The organism is Variovorax sp. J22R115 (assembly GCF_030317005.1).
Taxonomy (GTDB): Bacteria; Pseudomonadota; Gammaproteobacteria; order Burkholderiales; family Burkholderiaceae_C; genus Variovorax.
Window position 1 is genome coordinate 32518 of the sequence record NZ_JASZYM010000021.1, and the last position, 15953, is coordinate 48470.

Annotated in this window: 14 protein-coding genes; 2 read left to right on the top strand and 12 right to left on the bottom strand. The window is 67.4% G+C overall.

The genetic code is table 11. From position 1 onward, the window contains the following. Positions 1-134: 134 nt before the first annotated feature. The 12 genes from QTI04_RS29130 to QTI04_RS29185 all read right to left on the bottom strand — a co-directional run bounded on the left by QTI04_RS29130 (position 135) and on the right by QTI04_RS29185 (position 13342). Positions 135-1181 carry a homocysteine S-methyltransferase family protein gene (locus QTI04_RS29130; RefSeq protein WP_286618708.1) on the bottom strand — a complete coding sequence of 349 codons (1047 nt, stop codon included), beginning with the start codon at positions 1179-1181 and terminating at the stop codon, positions 135-137. Between the two features lie 59 nt (positions 1182-1240). Further along, positions 1241-2380, bottom strand: a complete 1140-nt coding sequence (locus QTI04_RS29135; protein ID WP_286618709.1) for a histidinol-phosphate transaminase — start codon at positions 2378-2380, stop codon at positions 1241-1243. A gap of 34 nt (positions 2381-2414) precedes the next feature. Beyond that, positions 2415-3233, bottom strand: a complete 819-nt coding sequence (gene hutG / locus QTI04_RS29140; protein WP_286618710.1) for an N-formylglutamate deformylase — start codon at positions 3231-3233, stop codon at positions 2415-2417. Positions 3234-3238: 5 nt separating this feature from the next. Next, positions 3239-4639, bottom strand: a complete 1401-nt coding sequence (locus tag QTI04_RS29145) for a formimidoylglutamate deiminase (protein ID WP_286618711.1) — start codon at positions 4637-4639, stop codon at positions 3239-3241. A gap of 12 nt (positions 4640-4651) precedes the next feature. Beyond that, positions 4652-5905 carry an imidazolonepropionase gene (hutI, locus tag QTI04_RS29150; RefSeq protein ID WP_286618712.1) on the bottom strand — a complete coding sequence of 418 codons (1254 nt, stop codon included), beginning with the start codon at positions 5903-5905 and terminating at the stop codon, positions 4652-4654. Next, positions 5902-6480 (bottom strand): HutD family protein, encoded by a 579-nt coding sequence (locus QTI04_RS29155; protein ID WP_286618713.1) that lies wholly within the window; start codon positions 6478-6480, stop codon positions 5902-5904. The genes hutI and QTI04_RS29155 overlap by 4 nt, the downstream gene beginning before the upstream one ends. A gap of 22 nt (positions 6481-6502) precedes the next feature. Beyond that, complete coding sequence (hutU, locus tag QTI04_RS29160) at positions 6503-8224, bottom strand: urocanate hydratase (protein ID WP_286618714.1); 1722 nt, start codon at positions 8222-8224, stop codon at positions 6503-6505. Between the two features lie 39 nt (positions 8225-8263). Then, complete coding sequence (hutH, locus tag QTI04_RS29165; RefSeq protein WP_286618715.1) at positions 8264-9820, bottom strand: histidine ammonia-lyase; 1557 nt, start codon at positions 9818-9820, stop codon at positions 8264-8266. Positions 9821-9883: 63 nt separating this feature from the next. Then, complete coding sequence (hutC, locus tag QTI04_RS29170; RefSeq protein ID WP_286618717.1) at positions 9884-10702, bottom strand: histidine utilization repressor; 819 nt, start codon at positions 10700-10702, stop codon at positions 9884-9886. Between the two features lie 22 nt (positions 10703-10724). After that, complete coding sequence (locus QTI04_RS29175) at positions 10725-11504, bottom strand: ABC transporter ATP-binding protein (protein WP_286604794.1); 780 nt, start codon at positions 11502-11504, stop codon at positions 10725-10727. Continuing rightward, positions 11504-12349 carry an ABC transporter permease gene (locus QTI04_RS29180; RefSeq protein ID WP_286618775.1) on the bottom strand — a complete coding sequence of 282 codons (846 nt, stop codon included), beginning with the start codon at positions 12347-12349 and terminating at the stop codon, positions 11504-11506. Before QTI04_RS29180 ends, QTI04_RS29175 begins: the two co-directional genes overlap by 1 nt. 27 nt (positions 12350-12376) lie before the next feature. Then, a complete protein-coding gene (locus QTI04_RS29185; protein WP_286604793.1) occupies positions 12377-13342 on the bottom strand; it encodes an ABC transporter substrate-binding protein in 966 nt (321 codons plus the stop codon). A 373-nt stretch (positions 13343-13715) separates the two neighbouring features. Here QTI04_RS29185 and QTI04_RS29190 point away from each other — a divergent pair, with 373 nt between their 5' ends. Together QTI04_RS29190 and QTI04_RS29195 are read left to right on the top strand one after the other, a co-directional pair. Beyond that, positions 13716-15038, top strand: a complete 1323-nt coding sequence (locus QTI04_RS29190; RefSeq protein ID WP_286618719.1) for an ABC transporter substrate-binding protein — start codon at positions 13716-13718, stop codon at positions 15036-15038. Between the two features lie 15 nt (positions 15039-15053). Further along, positions 15054-15950 carry a branched-chain amino acid ABC transporter permease gene (locus QTI04_RS29195; protein WP_286618720.1) on the top strand — a complete coding sequence of 299 codons (897 nt, stop codon included), beginning with the start codon at positions 15054-15056 and terminating at the stop codon, positions 15948-15950. Positions 15951-15953: the final 3 nt, after the last annotated feature.

The window sequence follows — 15953 nt, forward strand, 5'->3', positions numbered from 1 at the left end:
AGGGCTGCTGAGCCGTTGTCAATCAGCCACGGCCTTCCCTGATAACGGCAAAGCGCACCGCCGCGAGGACCGGTCCAACGTTTGGAGAGCTTCTTCACCCCGGCTTCACGTGCGCGCCCGGGGATGCTCGGCGCTCAGGCCGCTTCGCTGTAGAAGGCGGCGCGATGCACGCTGCGGCCCGCGATCGGCGCGACCGCCTGGCCGATGGCCGCGATGTGCTCCGGCGTGGTGCCGCAGCAGCCGCCCACGATGTTGACCAGCCCCTCGGCCGCGAATTCGTGCAGCAGCCGCGAGGTGACGTCGGGCGTTTCGTCGAAGCCGGTCTCGCTCATGGGGTTGGGCAGGCCGGCGTTGGGGTAGCAGCTGATGAAGGTGTCGTCCGCCACGCGCGCCAGTTCCTGGATGTAGGGCCGCATCAGTGCGGCGCCGAGCGCGCAGTTGAGGCCGATGGCCAGCGGTTGTGCATGCCGCACGCTGTGCCAGAAGGCCGTGACGGTCTGGCCGCTGAGGATACGGCCCGAAGCGTCGGTCACGGTGCCGCTGATGATCAGCGGCAGGCGCTCGCCGCTGGCTTCGAAGTATTCGTCGACCGCGAACAGCGCGGCCTTCGCGTTCAGCGTGTCGAAGATGGTCTCGACCAGGATCACGTCGGCCCCGCCTTCGACCAGCGCCTCGACCTGCTCGTAATAGGAAGCGCGCAGTTCCTCGAAGTTCACGTTGCGCGCGCCGGGATCGTTCACGTCCGGGCTGATGCTCGCGGTCTTGGGCGTCGGGCCGAGGGCGCCTGCGACGAAGCGAGGCTTGTCCGGCGTGCTGAACTTGTCGCAGGCCGCGCGGGCGAGCTTGGCGGATTCGAGGTTCATCTCGCGCGCGAGATCGGCCATCTTGTAGTCCTCCTGCGCGATGCGGGTCGCGCCGAAGGTGTTGGTCTCGATCAGGTCGGCGCCGGCGGCGAGATAGCCTTCATGGATGTCGCGAATCACGTCGGGCCGGGTCAGCGAGAGCAGTTCGTTGTTGCCCTTGACGTCGCGCGGGAAGTCCTTGAACCGCTCGCCTCGGTACTGCGCTTCGGTGAGCTTGAAGCGCTGGATCATCGTGCCCATCGCGCCGTCGAGGATGGCGATGCGTTGGGCGAGGATGGCGGGCAGCTGCTGCGCGCGGGTATAGGCGATGGGCTTCATGGCGCCGATTGTAGAAAGCGCCTCCCGTCCCGCCGCGATGGCGGGTCTTGTCGGCGCCCTTACCCCTGCCCTGCCTGGCCGACGATCTCGCCCAGCGCGCGCAGGAAGCGCGCGTTGTCTTCGGCCGTGCCGATCGACACGCGGATGAAGTTCTCGAAGCCCGGCTCCTTCCACGGCTTGACGATGATGCCGCGCGCCAGCAGCGCCTCGCTGACCGGGCCGTTCGGCCGGCCCAGGTCGATGAACAGGAAGTTGGCTGCCGATGGCGCGATGCGCAGGCCCGGCAGCGCCATGGCGCGCAACTGCCGCGCGAGCGCGTCGCGCAGCTTCACGGTCTCTGCGACCGTCTGTGTCATGAAGACCTCGTCACCCCACGCGGCCAGCGCAGCGGCCTGCGCGGCCTCGTTGACATTGAACGGCGTACGCACCCGGTCCAGCCACTGGATCAGCGAGGCATCCGACGCAATGCCGTAGCCGACGCGCAGTCCCGCCAGTCCCCAGGCCTTCGAGAAGGTGCGCAGCACGATCCAGGGACGCCGTTGCGCACGCAACGCTGCCAGCGCATCGGGGAAGCCGCGCGCGCGCTGCGCGTACTCGTAGTAGGCCTCGTCGATCACCAGCAGCGTTCCGGCCGGCGTAGCGTCGAGCAGTCGCCCGAAGGCTTGCGCATCGAACATGCAACCGACCGGGTTGGACGGATTGGCGAGCATTGCGATCTTCGGCCCGCGCGCCAGAGCTTCGCACCACGCATCGACATCGAATTCCAGCGCGGGCGTCAGCGCCAGCAGTTCGACCCGGGCGCCCATCATGCGCGGATAGATCTCGTGCAGACCGAAAGCGGGACGTTGCGTCAGCACGCGGTCGCCGGGCGACAGAAAGGCCTGGCACAGCATCTGGAGGATGGACTCGGAGCCGTTGCCGATCACGACCTGCTCGGCGCTGGCGCCGGTGCGTTCGGCAATGGCGGCCCGCAGCGCGGTGCAGTTCGCATCGGGGTATGTCCCGACGCGCATGGCCAGGCCCGCCAGCGAGCGCGCAACGGCCGGGCTCGCGCCGAAGGGGTTCTCATTGCTCGCTAGGCGCGCGATCCGGTCGACACCGTAGCGCGAGCGGACTGCGTCCGATGACAGGCCCGCGTTGTAGGGCGGCAGACCTGGCACCTCGGGGCGCACGAGTTCGCGAATGGCGGCTGCGTTCATGGATCGAAGACCTTCGGTTCAGTGTTGATGCGGCTCAGCCGCGGCGGGATTCGACGAAGTCCAGTACCGAAGTGAGCATGCGCCGCACGTGCGGCTGCACGCGCGCAGCGACCTCGGGCAGGTAATCGAAGGGCAACGCTTCCTGCATGTAGCTGCACTGCGTCATTTCGAGCTGCACGGCATGCACGCCCTGCGCGGGCTGCCCATGGTGGCGCGTGATGTAGCCGCCGGTGAAGCGGCCGTTGAGCACGCTGGTGAAGCCGGTCGCTTCCTTGGCGATGCCCAGCAGGGTCTGCGCGAGCGCCGGATCGCAACTCGCGCCCTGGGCCGTGCCCAGGTTGAGGTCGGTCAGCCTGCCCTCGAAGAAGCGCGGCAGCACCGAGCGGATCGAGTGCGCGTCCCACAGCGCGGCAATGCCATGCTGCGCCTTGATGCGCGCGAGCTCTTCGGCGAGTTGCTGGTGGTAGGGCTGCCAGATGGCCTCGCGGCGCTCGGCGATCTCGGCATCGTCGGGCACGTCGCCGGCCGGATAGAGCGGCGTGTCGTCGAAGGTGTCGACCGGGCACAGGCCGGTGACGCTCTGCCCCGGATAGAGGCTGGCGCCATCGGGCGGACGGTTGAGGTCGACAACATAGCGCGAGTGCGTCGCCACCAGCACCGAGGCGCCGAGTTCATCGGCGAAGTCGTACAGGCGTTCCAGATGCCAGTCGGTGTCGGGCACGTGGCGTGCCTCGTCGCTCAGGCGTGCTGCCAACTGCGGCGGCACGTGGGTGCCGACGTGCGGCATCGAGATCAGCAACGGACGCGTACCGCGACGGAAACGAAAAGGAGGCTCGGTGGTCGTGAAAGGCATGGGGCTCAATCCTTGGATAGAAGTTGGCTGCGCGCGGCAACGAAGGCGGCTGCGGCCTCGTCGTGCAGATCGTGGCGGGTGCAGGAGACTCGCGCCCGGCCCGCGACCCACACGCCATCGATGGCGGAGGTGCGGTGGCTCGCGAACACGTGCGACGAGAGCATCTCCGGCGCTGCAAGGCCTTGCAGCGCGACGTGCGCGGAGTCGAGCACGACGAAGTCGGCCTGCTGGCCCGCGGCGAGACCGGCGATGGCGCGACCTGCGGCCTGTGCACCGCCTTCCGCGGCGCCCAGCGTGAGCGCGGTCGCGACCTCGCGGTGCGCGGTGTCGGCGCCCACGTTGCGCTGCCGCGTGGCGAGACGCTGGCCGTACTCCAGCATCAGCAGTTCCTCTGCGGCATTGACGCAGGCGTGGCTGTCGGAGCCGATGCCCCAGCGCCCGCCGGCCGCGCGCCAGGCGCTGAAATCGAAGATGCCGTCGCCCAGGTTGGCCTCGGTCGTCGGGCACAGGCCGGCAATGGCCCCGCTGACCGCTGCGCGCCGGTATTCGTCCGCATCCATGTGGGTGGCATGAACAAGGCACCAGCGCGCATCGACCGCCGCGTGGTCGAGCAGCCATGCGACCGGCCGCTGGCCGCTCCATGCGAGGCACGCTTCGACCTCGCCCGTCTGCTCCGCGATGTGGATGTGGATCGGCGCGGTCGCGTCGATGGCGTCCAGGCCCGCGAGTGCATCGCGAAGCCCATCCGGTGGCACTGCGCGCAGCGAATGCGGCGCGAGGCCGAGCCGCGCGCCCTGTGCCTCGCACAAGGGACGCAGTCGCTCCAGCAGGCGGAGCATCGAATCGGTCGAACGAATGAAGCGCCGCTGGCCTTCACTGGGCGGCAACGCGCCGAAGCCGCTCGCCTGGTAGAGCACCGGCAGCAGCGTCATCCCGATGCCCGCCCGACGTGCCGCGCGCAGCAGCGCCAACGCGAGTTCCGCGTCATCTGCATACGCCTTGCCGTCGGCGTCGTGGTGCAGGTAGTGGAACTCGCACACCGACGTGTAGCCCGCTTCGAGCATCTCGACATAGAGCCAGGTCGCAATCGCTTCGACCTGCTCGGGAGAGATCTTCGCGGCGAAGCGGTACATCAGCGTGCGCCAGCTCCAGAAGCTGTCCTGTGCCGCGCCACGGAATTCCGTCAGTCCGCCGAAGGCGCGCTGGAAGGCGTGCGAATGCAGGTTGGGCATGCCGGGCAGCACCGGCCCGGCCGCGCGCGACGCGTTTGCTGCCGGGGTGCTGTCGGGTGTGACGGCCAACAGTTGGCCGCTCGCATTCCATTCGAGCAGCACGTTGCGGGCCCAGCCAGTGGGTAGCAAGGCATCGGCAGCGAAGAGGGAGCGATGGGCTTCAGGCAAGGGCATGGCGGTCGCGGCTCAACGTTGGGTCACTTGAGGCACGGACGCGACGCGTCCTTGCCGCACGATGGTGCGCGCCGGCCGCTGGCCGAACCAGTAGGCCAGTTCGGCACTCTCGCGAAGCTGCCAGAGCACGAAGTTCGCAGGCCGGCCGACGGCCAGCGCGCCGTGCGTGTCCTGCAAGCCCAGCGCGCGTGCGGCATGGCGCGTCACGCCGGCCAGCGCCTCGGGCACGGTCAGGCGGAACAGGGTGCAGGCCATGTTGACCATCAGCAGCAGGCTCAGCGCCGGCGAGGTGCCGGGGTTGTGGTCGGTGGAAACGGCCATCGGCACGCCCGCTGCGCGCAGCGCCTCGATGGGCGGCAGGTGCGTGTCGCGCAGCGTGTAGTAGGCGCCGGGCAGCAGCACAGCCACTGTGCCAGCCGCGCGCATCGCGGCGATGCCTTCGGCCGAGAGGTGCTCGATGTGGTCACAGGAGAGCGCGCCGTAGCGTGCCGCCAGCGCGGCGCCGCCCATGTCGGAAAGTTGCTCGGCGTGCAGCTTGACCGGCAGGCCCAATACCTTGGCTGCCTGGAACACACGTTCCGTCTCCGCCAGCGAAAAGGCGATGCGCTCGCAGAACACGTCCACCGCATCGACCAGCCCTTCGGCGGCCAGCGCGGGCAACATCTCGTTGCAGACGAGATCGATGTAGTCGCCGCTACGGCCCGCGTATTCGGGCGGCAGCGCGTGCGCGCCGAGGAAGGTCGTTCGCACGGTGACGCCATGGGCTTCACCCAGCCGCCGCGCCACGCGCAGTTGCTTGCGCTCGTGTTCCAGCGCGAGTCCATAGCCCGACTTGATCTCGATGGCGCACACGCCATCGGCGAGCAACTGTTCCAGCCGCTTCGCCGCCTGCGCGTACAGCGTGTCCTCGTCGGCTTCGCGCGTCGCGCGCACCGAGGAGACGATGCCGCCGCCGGCCTTCGCGACTTCTTCATACGTCGCCCCGGCCAGGCGCATCGCGAACTCGTTCGCGCGTTGACCGCCGTAGACCAGATGCGTGTGGCAATCGATGAGACCGGGTGTCACCAGCGCATCGTGGCCGTCGAAACGCGGCAGTTTGGCGAACTCTCCAGGCACGGCGGCGCTGGCGCCGATCCAGGCGATCTTTCCGCCGAGCACGACCATGGCCGCATCGGCATCGATCTCCTGCTCTTCTGCCAGCGCACCGGGAGCGATCCGGATGTGGTCCCAGACGCCGTCGGCGGAAGGCAATTCGGAATGGGTCATGGTGTTGCCGTGGGTTCGAGCCGTACCGCGACCATGGCGGCGGCGGCGTCGCTTGTTGTTGCTTGCCATTGCCGGATCTCGCCGTCCCACCAGACGCCCGAGCCCGACTCGCAATCGATATCGTTGAATCGCCACCGCCCGGCCAGCGCCAGCAGGAGACCACGTTCGACGGGTTCCACGTCCCCGCTCTCGCGCAGCACGCGGACATCCGCTTTCAGGCGGCCTTGACGCGACATCACGTTGAAGTCCGTCGACGCACCGCCCAAGAGTTCGCAATCCAGCGCCACGTCACCAACGAAGGCGAAGGACGCATGGGGCACTTCCAGTCGATGGTCGACACGGCCATCCTGCGAGCGAAGCCGAACGCCCGCGCCGTCCAGCAGCATGATCACGCGATCCACCCCGGCAAAAGCCGAGAACGGCCCGGGCTTGTCGATGGTCGCGATACTCACGCGCCAGTCGAAGCCCTCCATGCCCGTGCCCGCCGGCGAGCAGACGATCTCGCGCGTCACGCCGCCACCGTTCTTCCACCGGGCCGCGGACAGCGAGGCGATGTCGAAGCGATGGACAGCCACTCTTTTCGGCGCCTCGTGATGCCTACTTGACCATCGGCAGGTTCAGGCCCTGCTTCTTCGCCGTCGCGATCGCGATGTCGTAGCCGGCATCGGCGTGGCGCATCACGCCCGTGGCCGGGTCGTTCCACAGCACGCGCTCGACGCGCTTGGCCGCCGCCTCGGTGCCGTCGCAGACGATCACCACGCCGGAGTGCTGCGAGTAGCCCATGCCCACGCCGCCTCCGTGGTGCAGGCTGACCCAGGTCGCGCCACCTGCCGTATTGAGCAGCGCGTTGAGCAACGGCCAGTCGGAGACGGCGTCGGTGCCATCCTTCATCGATTCGGTCTCGCGGTTGGGGCTGGCGACCGAGCCGGTGTCCAGGTGGTCGCGACCGATCACGATCGGGCCCTTCAGCTCGCCGTTCTTCACCATCTCGTTGAACGCGAGTCCGGCCTTGTGCCGCTCGCCCAAGCCCAGCCAGCAGATGCGCGCCGGCAGGCCCTGGAAGGCGATGCGCTCGCGCGCCATGTCGAGCCAGCGATGCGTGTGCTTGTTCTCTGGGAACAGCTCCTTGATCTTGGCGTCGGTCTTGTAGATGTCTTCCGGATCGCCGGAGAGCGCCACCCAGCGGAACGGACCCTTGCCTTCGCAGAACAGCGGGCGGATGTAGGCCGGCACGAAGCCGGGGAAGTCGAAGGCGTTCGTCACGCCTTCGTCGAACGCGACCTGGCGGATGTTGTTGCCGTAGTCGACGGTCGGAATGCCCATGGCCTGGAAGTCCAGCATGGCCTGCACGTGCACCGCACAGGACTTTGCGGCCGCCTTGCGCAGGGTCGGGTGCTGCGTCGTGTCAGCCTTGGCGGCTTCCCATTGCGCGAGCGTCCAACCGATCGGCAGGTAGCCGCTCGCGAGGTCATGCGCGGAGGTCTGGTCGGTCACGAGATCGGGCTTGATGCCGCCGGCCTTCGCGCGCTTCACCAGCTCCGGCAGGATCTCGGCCGCGTTGCCGAGCAGGCCGATCGACACCGCTTCCTTCGCGGCCGTGTGCTGCTGGATGAGCGCGATCGCGTCGTCGATGTCCTTCGCCTGCTTGTCGAGGTAGCGCGTGCGCAGGCGGAAGTCGATGCTGGCCTGCTGGCATTCGATGTTGAGCGACACCGCGCCGGCAAGCGTCGCGGCCAGCGGCTGCGCGCCGCCCATGCCGCCGAGGCCGGCAGTCAGGATCCACTTGCCCGAGAGGTCGTCGTTGTAGTGCTGGCGCCCCGCTTCGACGAAGGTCTCGAAGGTGCCCTGCACGATGCCCTGGCTGCCGATGTAGATCCAGCTGCCAGCAGTCATTTGGCCGTACATCATCAGGCCCTTGCGGTCCAGTTCGCTGAAGTGTTCCCAGGTCGCCCACTTGGGCACGAGGTTCGAATTGGCGAGCAGGACGCGCGGTGCGTTCTCGTGCGTCTTGAACACGCCCACCGGCTTGCCCGACTGGATGAGCAGCGTCTCGTCGTCGTTCAGTTCCTTGAGCGAGGCGAGGATCTGGTCGAAGCAGGCCCAGTCGCGCGCCGCACGGCCGATGCCGCCGTAGACCACGAGATCCTGCGGACGCTCCGCCACCTCGGGGTCGAGGTTGTTCTGCAGCATGCGGAACGGCGCCTCGGTCAGCCAGCTCTTGCAGGTGAGCGTGCTGCCGCGCGGCGAACGGATCACGCGGCTCGCGTCATGGCGGGGATCGGCGGCCTTGGCGGCGAGAAATTTGTCGGGTGCGTTCATGGCGGAGTGTCCTTTCGATGACGGAACGTGATCGTTGATTCAGGCGTGGCTGGGGAGGATGGAGCGCACGGCTTCGGGCCAGCTGTCCTGGCGCGCCCATGTGCGCATGGCTTCGATGGTCGGGGCGAAGAAGATGTCCTGGTCGATGAAGGGAACGCGCTCGCGGATGGCGGCGAATTCGGCTTCGACGAGCGGCGAGCTCTTGGGGCCGCGCTTGAGTTCGATGCCCTGCGCTGCGGCCATCGCTTCGATGCCCACTACGACGGCCGTGTTCTCGACCATGTCGGCCAGACGACGACCCGCGAAGGTCGCCATCGAGACGTGGTCTTCCTGATTGGCGGAAGTCGGCAGGCTATCGACGCTGGCCGGATGCGCGAGCGACTTGTTCTCCGATGCCAGCGCTGCGGCCGTGACCTGCGCGATCATGAAGCCGGAGTTGACGCCACCGTCGCGCACCAGGAAAGGCGGCAGGCCCGAGAGGCCGCTGTCGAGCAGCAGCGCCATGCGGCGTTCGGAGATCGCACCGATCTCGCTGATCGACAGCGCGATGATGTCGGCCGCGAAGGCCACGGGCTCGGCGTGGAAGTTGCCGCCGGAGATCACGTCGCCGTTGTCGAAGACCAGCGGATTGTCCGATGCCGCATTGGCTTCGGTGCGCAGCACGCGCGCTGCATGGGCGAGGTTGTCGAGGCAGGCGCCCATCACCTGGGGCACGCAGCGGATCGAATACGGGTCCTGCACGCGGCCGCAGTCGGCATGCGACGGCACGATCTCGCTGCCGTCGAGCAGCGCGCGCACCGCGCCGGCCACGGCGATCTGCCCCGGCTGTCCGCGCGCGGCGTGGATGCGGGCGTCGAAGGGCTTGATCGAACCCTGGATGGCTTCGAGCGACAGCGCGCCGGCCATCAGGCCTGCTGCGAACACGTCTTCGGCGCCGAAGAGTCCGGCCAGTGCGAGCGCCGTCGACACCTGCGTGCCGTTGAGCAGTGCGAGACCTTCCTTGGGGCCGAGCACAAAGGGCGTCATGCCGATGAGGCGCAGGGCCTCGGCACCGCCGATCACCTCGCCTTGCGGCGTCGTGACTTCACCCTCGCCGATCAGCACGCAAGCCAAGTGTGCGAGCGGGGCGAGGTCGCCCGATGCGCCCACCGATCCTTTGGACGGGATGCGAGGCAGCAGTCCCGCATTGCACAGGCCGATCAGCGCGTCGACGATCTCGGGCCGCACGCCGGAGTGGCCGCGCGCGAGGCTCACGGCCTTGGTCGCAAGCACCAACCGAACCACGCCCGCCGCCAGCGGCTCGCCGGTGCCGGCGCTGTGCGAGAGCACGAGGTTGCGCTGCAGTTCGGCGAGGCGCTCGGCCGGGATGATGGTCTGCGCGAGTTTTCCGAAGCCGGTGTTGATGCCGTAGACCACGTCACCGGACTCGACGATCTTGCGCACCGTGGCTTGCGCGGCCAACAGGCCCGTACGCGCGGACGGGTCGAGCGCGAGCTGCACGCCACCGGCATGCACTCGGCGCAGCGTGGCCAGGTCGACGTCGCCGGGCGTGAGGACGATCGACACGGGCGCGGTGCGAGATGCGTTGTTGTTCATGAAGGGCTCCCTGTCTATACAAGTGGTTGCGGCACGAGGCCAAGAAAGTGTGTTCGTCCCCGGTCAGCCGAAGGAAGGATTGCCGTCGGCGCGAAACCGGCTGCCGAGCCGGTAGCGCGACGCGGGATGCAGGCAGCGCACCATCGTCACCGGCGTGGTGCGCGTCCAGGTGCGGCGCGTGAGCAGCAGGCACGGGTCCGTCACTGGCATGTCGAGGCGCTCCGCTTGTTCGGGCGTCGGCAGCACGGCATCGACCACGTGCTCGATCTGGTCGAAGGGCACGTTGCGGACCAGGTATTCGCTCGGCGGAATGACCGAGAAATCCTGTTCGAGGAAGTTCGGCACCACGCGCGGATTGACATGGCGGTCTTCGAGTTGCACCGGGATGTCGTTCTCCAGATGCAGGCACACGGTATGGAACACCGACTCGCCGGGCCGCAGGTCGAGCCACACCGCGACGTCGGGCGACGCGGCGATGCGCTCGGCCACGAGGAATTCGCAGCGGTAGTCGTGGCCGCGTGCGCGAATCTCGCTCGCGATGTTGGCGATCTGCAGCAGCGTCGATTGCGGCTTGTCTTCGGCCACGAAGCTGCCCACGCCCGCAACCCGCACGATGCGACCCTGCTCCACCAGCTCGCGCAGCGCGCGGTTGACCGTCATGCGCGCGACGCCGAACTGCGCGACCAGCTCGCTCTCCGACGGGAGGCGATGGCCGGCCTGCCAGGAGCCGTCCTGGATCTTGTGCGTGATGAAAGCCTTGACCTGCTCGTACAGCGCCAGCGCTGGCAACGCCGAATTGGCCGCCTCGCGCGATTCCGCACCTGCGGATTTGCGCGCGGGCTGGCGTCCGTCGTTGGCTTTGCGAAGGCTGGCTGCGGTCATGCGGTCTTTCTGGCGAGGCGGTTCAGTGTTCGGCCGCGGCCATGGATTCGGCGCGGATTTCTTCGGTGAGGCGGGCCTTGATTTCCATGAACTCGGGCGAGGTCTTGATCGTGTAGTGGCGCGGATGCGGGAAGTCCACCGCGATCTCCGTCTTGATGCGGCCGGGCCGCGCGCTGAACACCGCGACCCGGTTCGCCATGAAGATCGCCTCGTCGATGTCGTGCGTGACGAAGAGCACCGTCTTGCGGGCCGACTCCCAGATGCCGAGCAGCAGTTCCTGCATCAGCACGCGGGTCTGGTTGTCGAGCGCGCCGAAGGGCTCGTCGAGCAGGAGGATCTTGGGGTCGTTGGCCAGCGCACGTGCGATCGCGGTGCGCTGCTGCATGCCGCCCGAAAGCTGCTTGGGAAAGTGGTTCTCGAAGCCGCGCAGCCCCACCTTGGCGATGAAGAAATCGCTGCGCTCCTTCTGCTCGACCTCGCTCATGCCGCGCTCGCGCAGGCCGAAGCGGATGTTCTGCGCAATCGTCAGCCAGGGGAAGAGCGTGTAGCTCTGGAACACCACGCCGCGGTCGGCGCCGGGACCTTCGATGGTCTGGCCGTCGAGCAGCACGCGGCCTTCGGTCGGATAGTCGAGGCCGGCGACGATGCGCAGCAAGGTGGACTTGCCGCAGCCCGAGGGGCCGAGGATGGTGACGAAGTCGTTCTCGCGCACTTCGAAGTCGATCGGCAGCAGCGCCTGCGTGGTCTGGCCGCGCGTGCCGGTGAAGGTGCGGGACACGCCGCGTACGGAAAGCTGGTTCATCAGAGGGTGCTCCAGGCGAACAGGCGGCGATTGAACGCCTTGAAGGCGAAGTCGGAGATGAGCCCGATCACGCCGATGACGATGATCCCGAAGATGATCTGCCCGGTGTTCAGCAGCGCCTGGCTGTCCGTGATCATGTGGCCGATGCCGGAGGACGAGCCGATCAGCTCGGCCACGATGACGTAGGTCCACGCCCAGCCCAGCACGAGGCGCAGCGTCTCGGCGATGCCCGGGGCGGCGCCCGGAATCAGCACCCGCATGACGATGCCGCGGCTGTTCGCGCCCAGCGTGTAGGCGGCCTCGACCAGGTCGCGGCGCGCGCTGCCGACGGTGACGGCCACCATCAACGTGATCTGGAACACCGAGCCGATGAAGATCACCAGCAGCTTCTGCGCCTCGCCGATGCCGGCCCACAGGATCAGCAGCGGAATGAAGGCCGAGGCCGGCAGGTAGCGGCAGAAGGAGACGAAGGGCTCGAAGAAGGCTTCGACGCTCTTCCATGTACCCATCGCAATGCCCAGCGGCACGGCGATCACTGTCGCCAGCACGAAGCCGCCGAACACGCGCCACACCGTCATGCCGATGTCGTGGATGAAGTTGTATTGGGTGAAGAGGAGCACGCCCTCCTTCACCATCGTGATCGGGCTGGCCAGGAAGGTCGGCGACACGAAGCCGCCGAGCGTGAAGAAGGCCCAGATGACCACGAAGAGCACGAAGAAGCCCAGCCCGAGCAACCAGCGCGCACGCGCGCTGACGGGTTCGAGCGGGGCCAGCGCACGGCGCCGGCGCGGCGCCGATGACGACGCGACCGGCCCGGCGGAGATCACCGGCTTGGGAGAGTTCATGACAGGCGTCGCGTCCATGGCGGTCTCTTACTTGATGTAGCTGGTATCGAAGGTGGCCGCGAGGTCGTCAGGCACCTTGCGGATCACGCCGGCCTCCAGCAGGATGGCTTGCGCGTCCTTCATGAAGGGCACGATGTCGGTGGCGAAGAACTTCTGGTTGGCCGCCTTGTCCGACCAGCGCAGGTAGGCCGAGGACTTGGCGAACTGCTCGCCGGTCTGCTTGACGGCCGTGCCCATGATCTCGTTGGACTTGGCCGGGTCGGCCTTGATCATCTCGATGGCTTCGAAGTACGAATTGGCCAGCGCCTGCGCGGCCTTGGCGTTGGACTTGAGCCAGGTCGGCGCGCAACCGACCGTGTCCATCACCATCGGGTAGTCGAGCGTGGTCGCGAGGATCTTGCCGGCGGCCGGGTTGGCGCGCACGGTCGAGAGGTAGGGCTCGTAGGTCATCGCGGCGTCGTTCTGGCCGGAGACGAAGGCTTGGGCGGCGGGCTGCGGCTCGAGAGAGACCAGCTTCACGTCTTTCATGGTCATGCCGTTCTTGTTGAGCATCCAGGCGAGGCCGAAGTAAGGCGCGGTGCCCGGTGCGCTCACGCCGATCGCCTTGCCCTTGAGGTCGGCGAAGCTCTTGACGTCGTTGCGCACGGCCAGGCCGTCGGCGCCGTAGGACTTGTCCATCTGGAAGATCTGCACGATCGGCACGCCGTTGGCGTTCCAGGCCACGTGCGTCTCGACGGTGGTAGCCGCGCACTGGATGGCGCCCGATGCCAGCGCGAGGTGACGGTCCTTCTGCGGGATCATGCGCAGTTCGACGTCCAGTCCGTTCTTCTTGAAGATGCCGGCCTTGTCGGCCAGCGTGAGCGGCGCGAAGCCGGTCCAGCCGGACATGCCGAGGGTGATCTTGGTTTCCTCGGCATGGGCGCTCGCCGCCATGCCCGCGATGCACGCACCTGCCGCCACCAGCGAGGCGATTTTTCCGACCGTCATGACCATCAAGGTTCTCCTGTTGCGTTTCAAAAAGTTCGGCTCGCTGGGCCCGCAAAGGGGCGGATGCCAGCAGGGACGCCGAGTTTCATTCGCTGCGATGCACCTGTATATACAGGTTAACCCGAAACCGCTGCCGGAATCAAGTGCCGCTCTGCACTTGCTCAGTGCGTGGAAGCGGTTTCATGCACCAAAAGCTGTCTAGACAGGATTCAAAGCAGCGAATGGCAGGGAAGTTTGCAAGCGACGTGCCAGATTGAAGACGACGCCGTGGCGGGCGCCATGCAGCGTCCAGGCGATCTCGCCTCGCCCTGCGGGTTATCGAGGATTCGTCGGCCCGCTGCCCGGTCAAAGATCGCGTTCCTTCAACAGGAGACACGACATGACCCAGGCCATCCGAGTGAAGCGGTATCTGCATCGTGCGGCGGCGTTGTCCGCAGTGGGCATGGCCGGCATTCTTTGTGCCTCGGGCGCGCAGGCACAGGAGACCTTCAAGATCGGCATCGTCAGCTTCCTGTCCGGCCAGGCGGCCGAGAGTTTCGGCATTCCGGCGGTCAATGGCGCGAAGGTGCTGGTGGATGCCTTCAACAAGGGCGCGGCACCGGCGCCCTACAACAAGACCGGCTTCGGCGGCATGAAGATCGAGGCGGTGTACGTCGACGAGAACGGCGGCGCCACCAAGCAGGTGCAGGAACTGCGCAATCTGTATGACCGCGAGAAGGTCGATGCGGTGGTGGGCTACGTGGGCTCCGGCGACTGCCTCGCAGTGGCGCCGGCAGCGGAGGAGATGAAGAAGTTCCTCGTGCTCTACGACTGCGGCACGCCGCGCATCTTCGAGGACAACAAGTTCGAGTACGTGTTCCGCACCGCCTCGCACGGGGCCATGGACAACGTCGCGCTGGCGCGCTACCTGAAGGCGCGCAACGTGAAGGCCGACTCCTTCAACCTGATCAACCAGGACTACGCCTGGGGCCAGGACTCGAAGAAGGATTTCACCTTGTCGATGGAAAAGCTCTACCCCAACGCCAAGGTGGGTGAAGACCAGTTGCCGAAGTTCGGCGCGGGCCAGTACGGCACCGAGATCTCGGCGCTGATGGCCAAGCCGGCCGACGTCACGCACTCCAGCCTGTGGGGCGGCGATCTGCAGGCCTTCATCCTGCAGGCCGGTCCGCGTGGCCTCTTCAAACGCACGCAGGTGGTGCTGTCTGCGGCCGACCACGTGCTGCCGGGCCTGGGCGAGAAGGTGCCCGACGGCACCATCCTCGGCGCGCGCGGCGCCTACGGCCTGATGTCGCCGAAGTCGGCGCTCAATGACTGGTGGTGGGATCTGTATTCCAAGGCCTACAACACCTACCCGGTGCAGGCTCCGTACCGCATGGCGCAGTCGCTGCTGGGCCTGAAGCTCGCGGCCGAGAAGGCGATCGCGGCGAACGGCGGCAAGAAGCCCTCCCCCGAGCAACTCGCCGCCGCGCTCAAGGGGCTGGAGTGGGATTCGCCCGCGGGCCGCATCCGCATGGCGCTGGGCGACGGGCACCAGGCCGTGCAGGAGACCGCGATCGGCAAGACACGCTACGACGCGGCCAAGAAGATGGTGGTGCTCGAGGACATCCAACGCTTCCCGGCCGAGTGCGTGAATCCGCCGGCGAACATGAAGGCGGAGGAATGGATCAAGGCCGGCTTCCCCGGCGCCAAGGGCTGCCCCTGACACGCGGCGCCTGACGTGCACACCGCCGCCACGATCCTGATCGACGGCCTGACCTACGCGTCATGGCTGTTCATCGTCGCGCTCGGGCTCACGCTGGTGTTCGGCGTGCTCAAGATCCTCAACATCGCGCACGGGAGCTTCTACGCGGTGGGCGCCTATGCGGCGGCCAGTTTCGTCGGCTGGGGTGCCAGCCTGAAGTGGGCGCCAGCACTGTCGCTGGTGGCGATGCTGCTGGCCGCAGTGGCGGTGGCCGTGGTGCTGGCGCCGCTCACCGAGCGCGGGCTGCTGCGCTTCTTCTACGGCCGCGACGAGGTGCTGCTGGTGCTGGTGACCTACGCGATGTTCCTGATCATGGAGGACCTGACCAAGCTGATCTGGGGCGCGAATCCGTACTACGTCTCGGAGCCCTACGGCCTGTTCGGCAATCTCGACCTGGGCGTACAGAGCTGGGTCGGCTATGACTTCGCGCTGGTGGCGCTGGCGGTCGTGGTGGGCGTGGCGGTGTGGTGGGGGCTGAACCGCACCCGGCAGGGCAAGATCATGCTGGCGGTGATCCACAGCGCCGAGGTGGCATCGAGCATGGGCGTGAACGTGTCGCGCGTGTACATGCTCGCCTTCACGGTCGGGATCTTCCTCGCGGCGCTCGGCGGCGCCTTCACCGCGCCGATGATCTCGGTGCAGCCGGGCGTGTCGGTGGGAGTGATCATCGTGTCCTTCGCGGTGGTCATCATCGGCGGCCTGGGCAGCATCGAGGGCGCAGCGATCGGCGCGCTGATCGTCGGGCTGGCCCGGTCCTTCGCGGTGCACGTGGTGCCGGTGGCCGAGCTGTTCTCCATCTACATCGTCATGGCCGTGGTGCTGATGTTCCGGCCCGAAGGCTTGTTCCAGCGCACGCAAGCGCGCAGGATCTGAGCG

Bases quoted from the DNA above. Each gene is read 5' to 3' on its own strand.
- QTI04_RS29130 (WP_286618708.1), bottom strand. From the start codon at position 1,181: ATGAAGCCCATCGCCTATACCCGCGCGCAGCAGCTGCCCGCCATCCTC.
- QTI04_RS29135 (WP_286618709.1), bottom strand. From the start codon at position 2,380: ATGAACGCAGCCGCCATTCGCGAACTCGTGCGCCCCGAGGTGCCAGGT.
- hutG (WP_286618710.1), bottom strand. From the start codon at position 3,233: ATGCCTTTCACGACCACCGAGCCTCCTTTTCGTTTCCGTCGCGGTACG.
- QTI04_RS29145 (WP_286618711.1), bottom strand. From the start codon at position 4,639: ATGCCCTTGCCTGAAGCCCATCGCTCCCTCTTCGCTGCCGATGCCTTG.
- hutI (WP_286618712.1), bottom strand. From the start codon at position 5,905: ATGACCCATTCCGAATTGCCTTCCGCCGACGGCGTCTGGGACCACATC.
- hutU (WP_286618714.1), bottom strand. From the start codon at position 8,224: ATGAACGCACCCGACAAATTTCTCGCCGCCAAGGCCGCCGATCCCCGC.
- hutH (WP_286618715.1), bottom strand. From the start codon at position 9,820: ATGAACAACAACGCATCTCGCACCGCGCCCGTGTCGATCGTCCTCACG.
- hutC (WP_286618717.1), bottom strand. From the start codon at position 10,702: ATGACCGCAGCCAGCCTTCGCAAAGCCAACGACGGACGCCAGCCCGCG.
- QTI04_RS29175 (WP_286604794.1), bottom strand. From the start codon at position 11,504: ATGAACCAGCTTTCCGTACGCGGCGTGTCCCGCACCTTCACCGGCACG.
- QTI04_RS29180 (WP_286618775.1), bottom strand. From the start codon at position 12,349: ATGAACTCTCCCAAGCCGGTGATCTCCGCCGGGCCGGTCGCGTCGTCA.
- QTI04_RS29185 (WP_286604793.1), bottom strand. From the start codon at position 13,342: ATGGTCATGACGGTCGGAAAAATCGCCTCGCTGGTGGCGGCAGGTGCG.
- QTI04_RS29190 (WP_286618719.1), top strand. From the start codon at position 13,716: ATGACCCAGGCCATCCGAGTGAAGCGGTATCTGCATCGTGCGGCGGCG.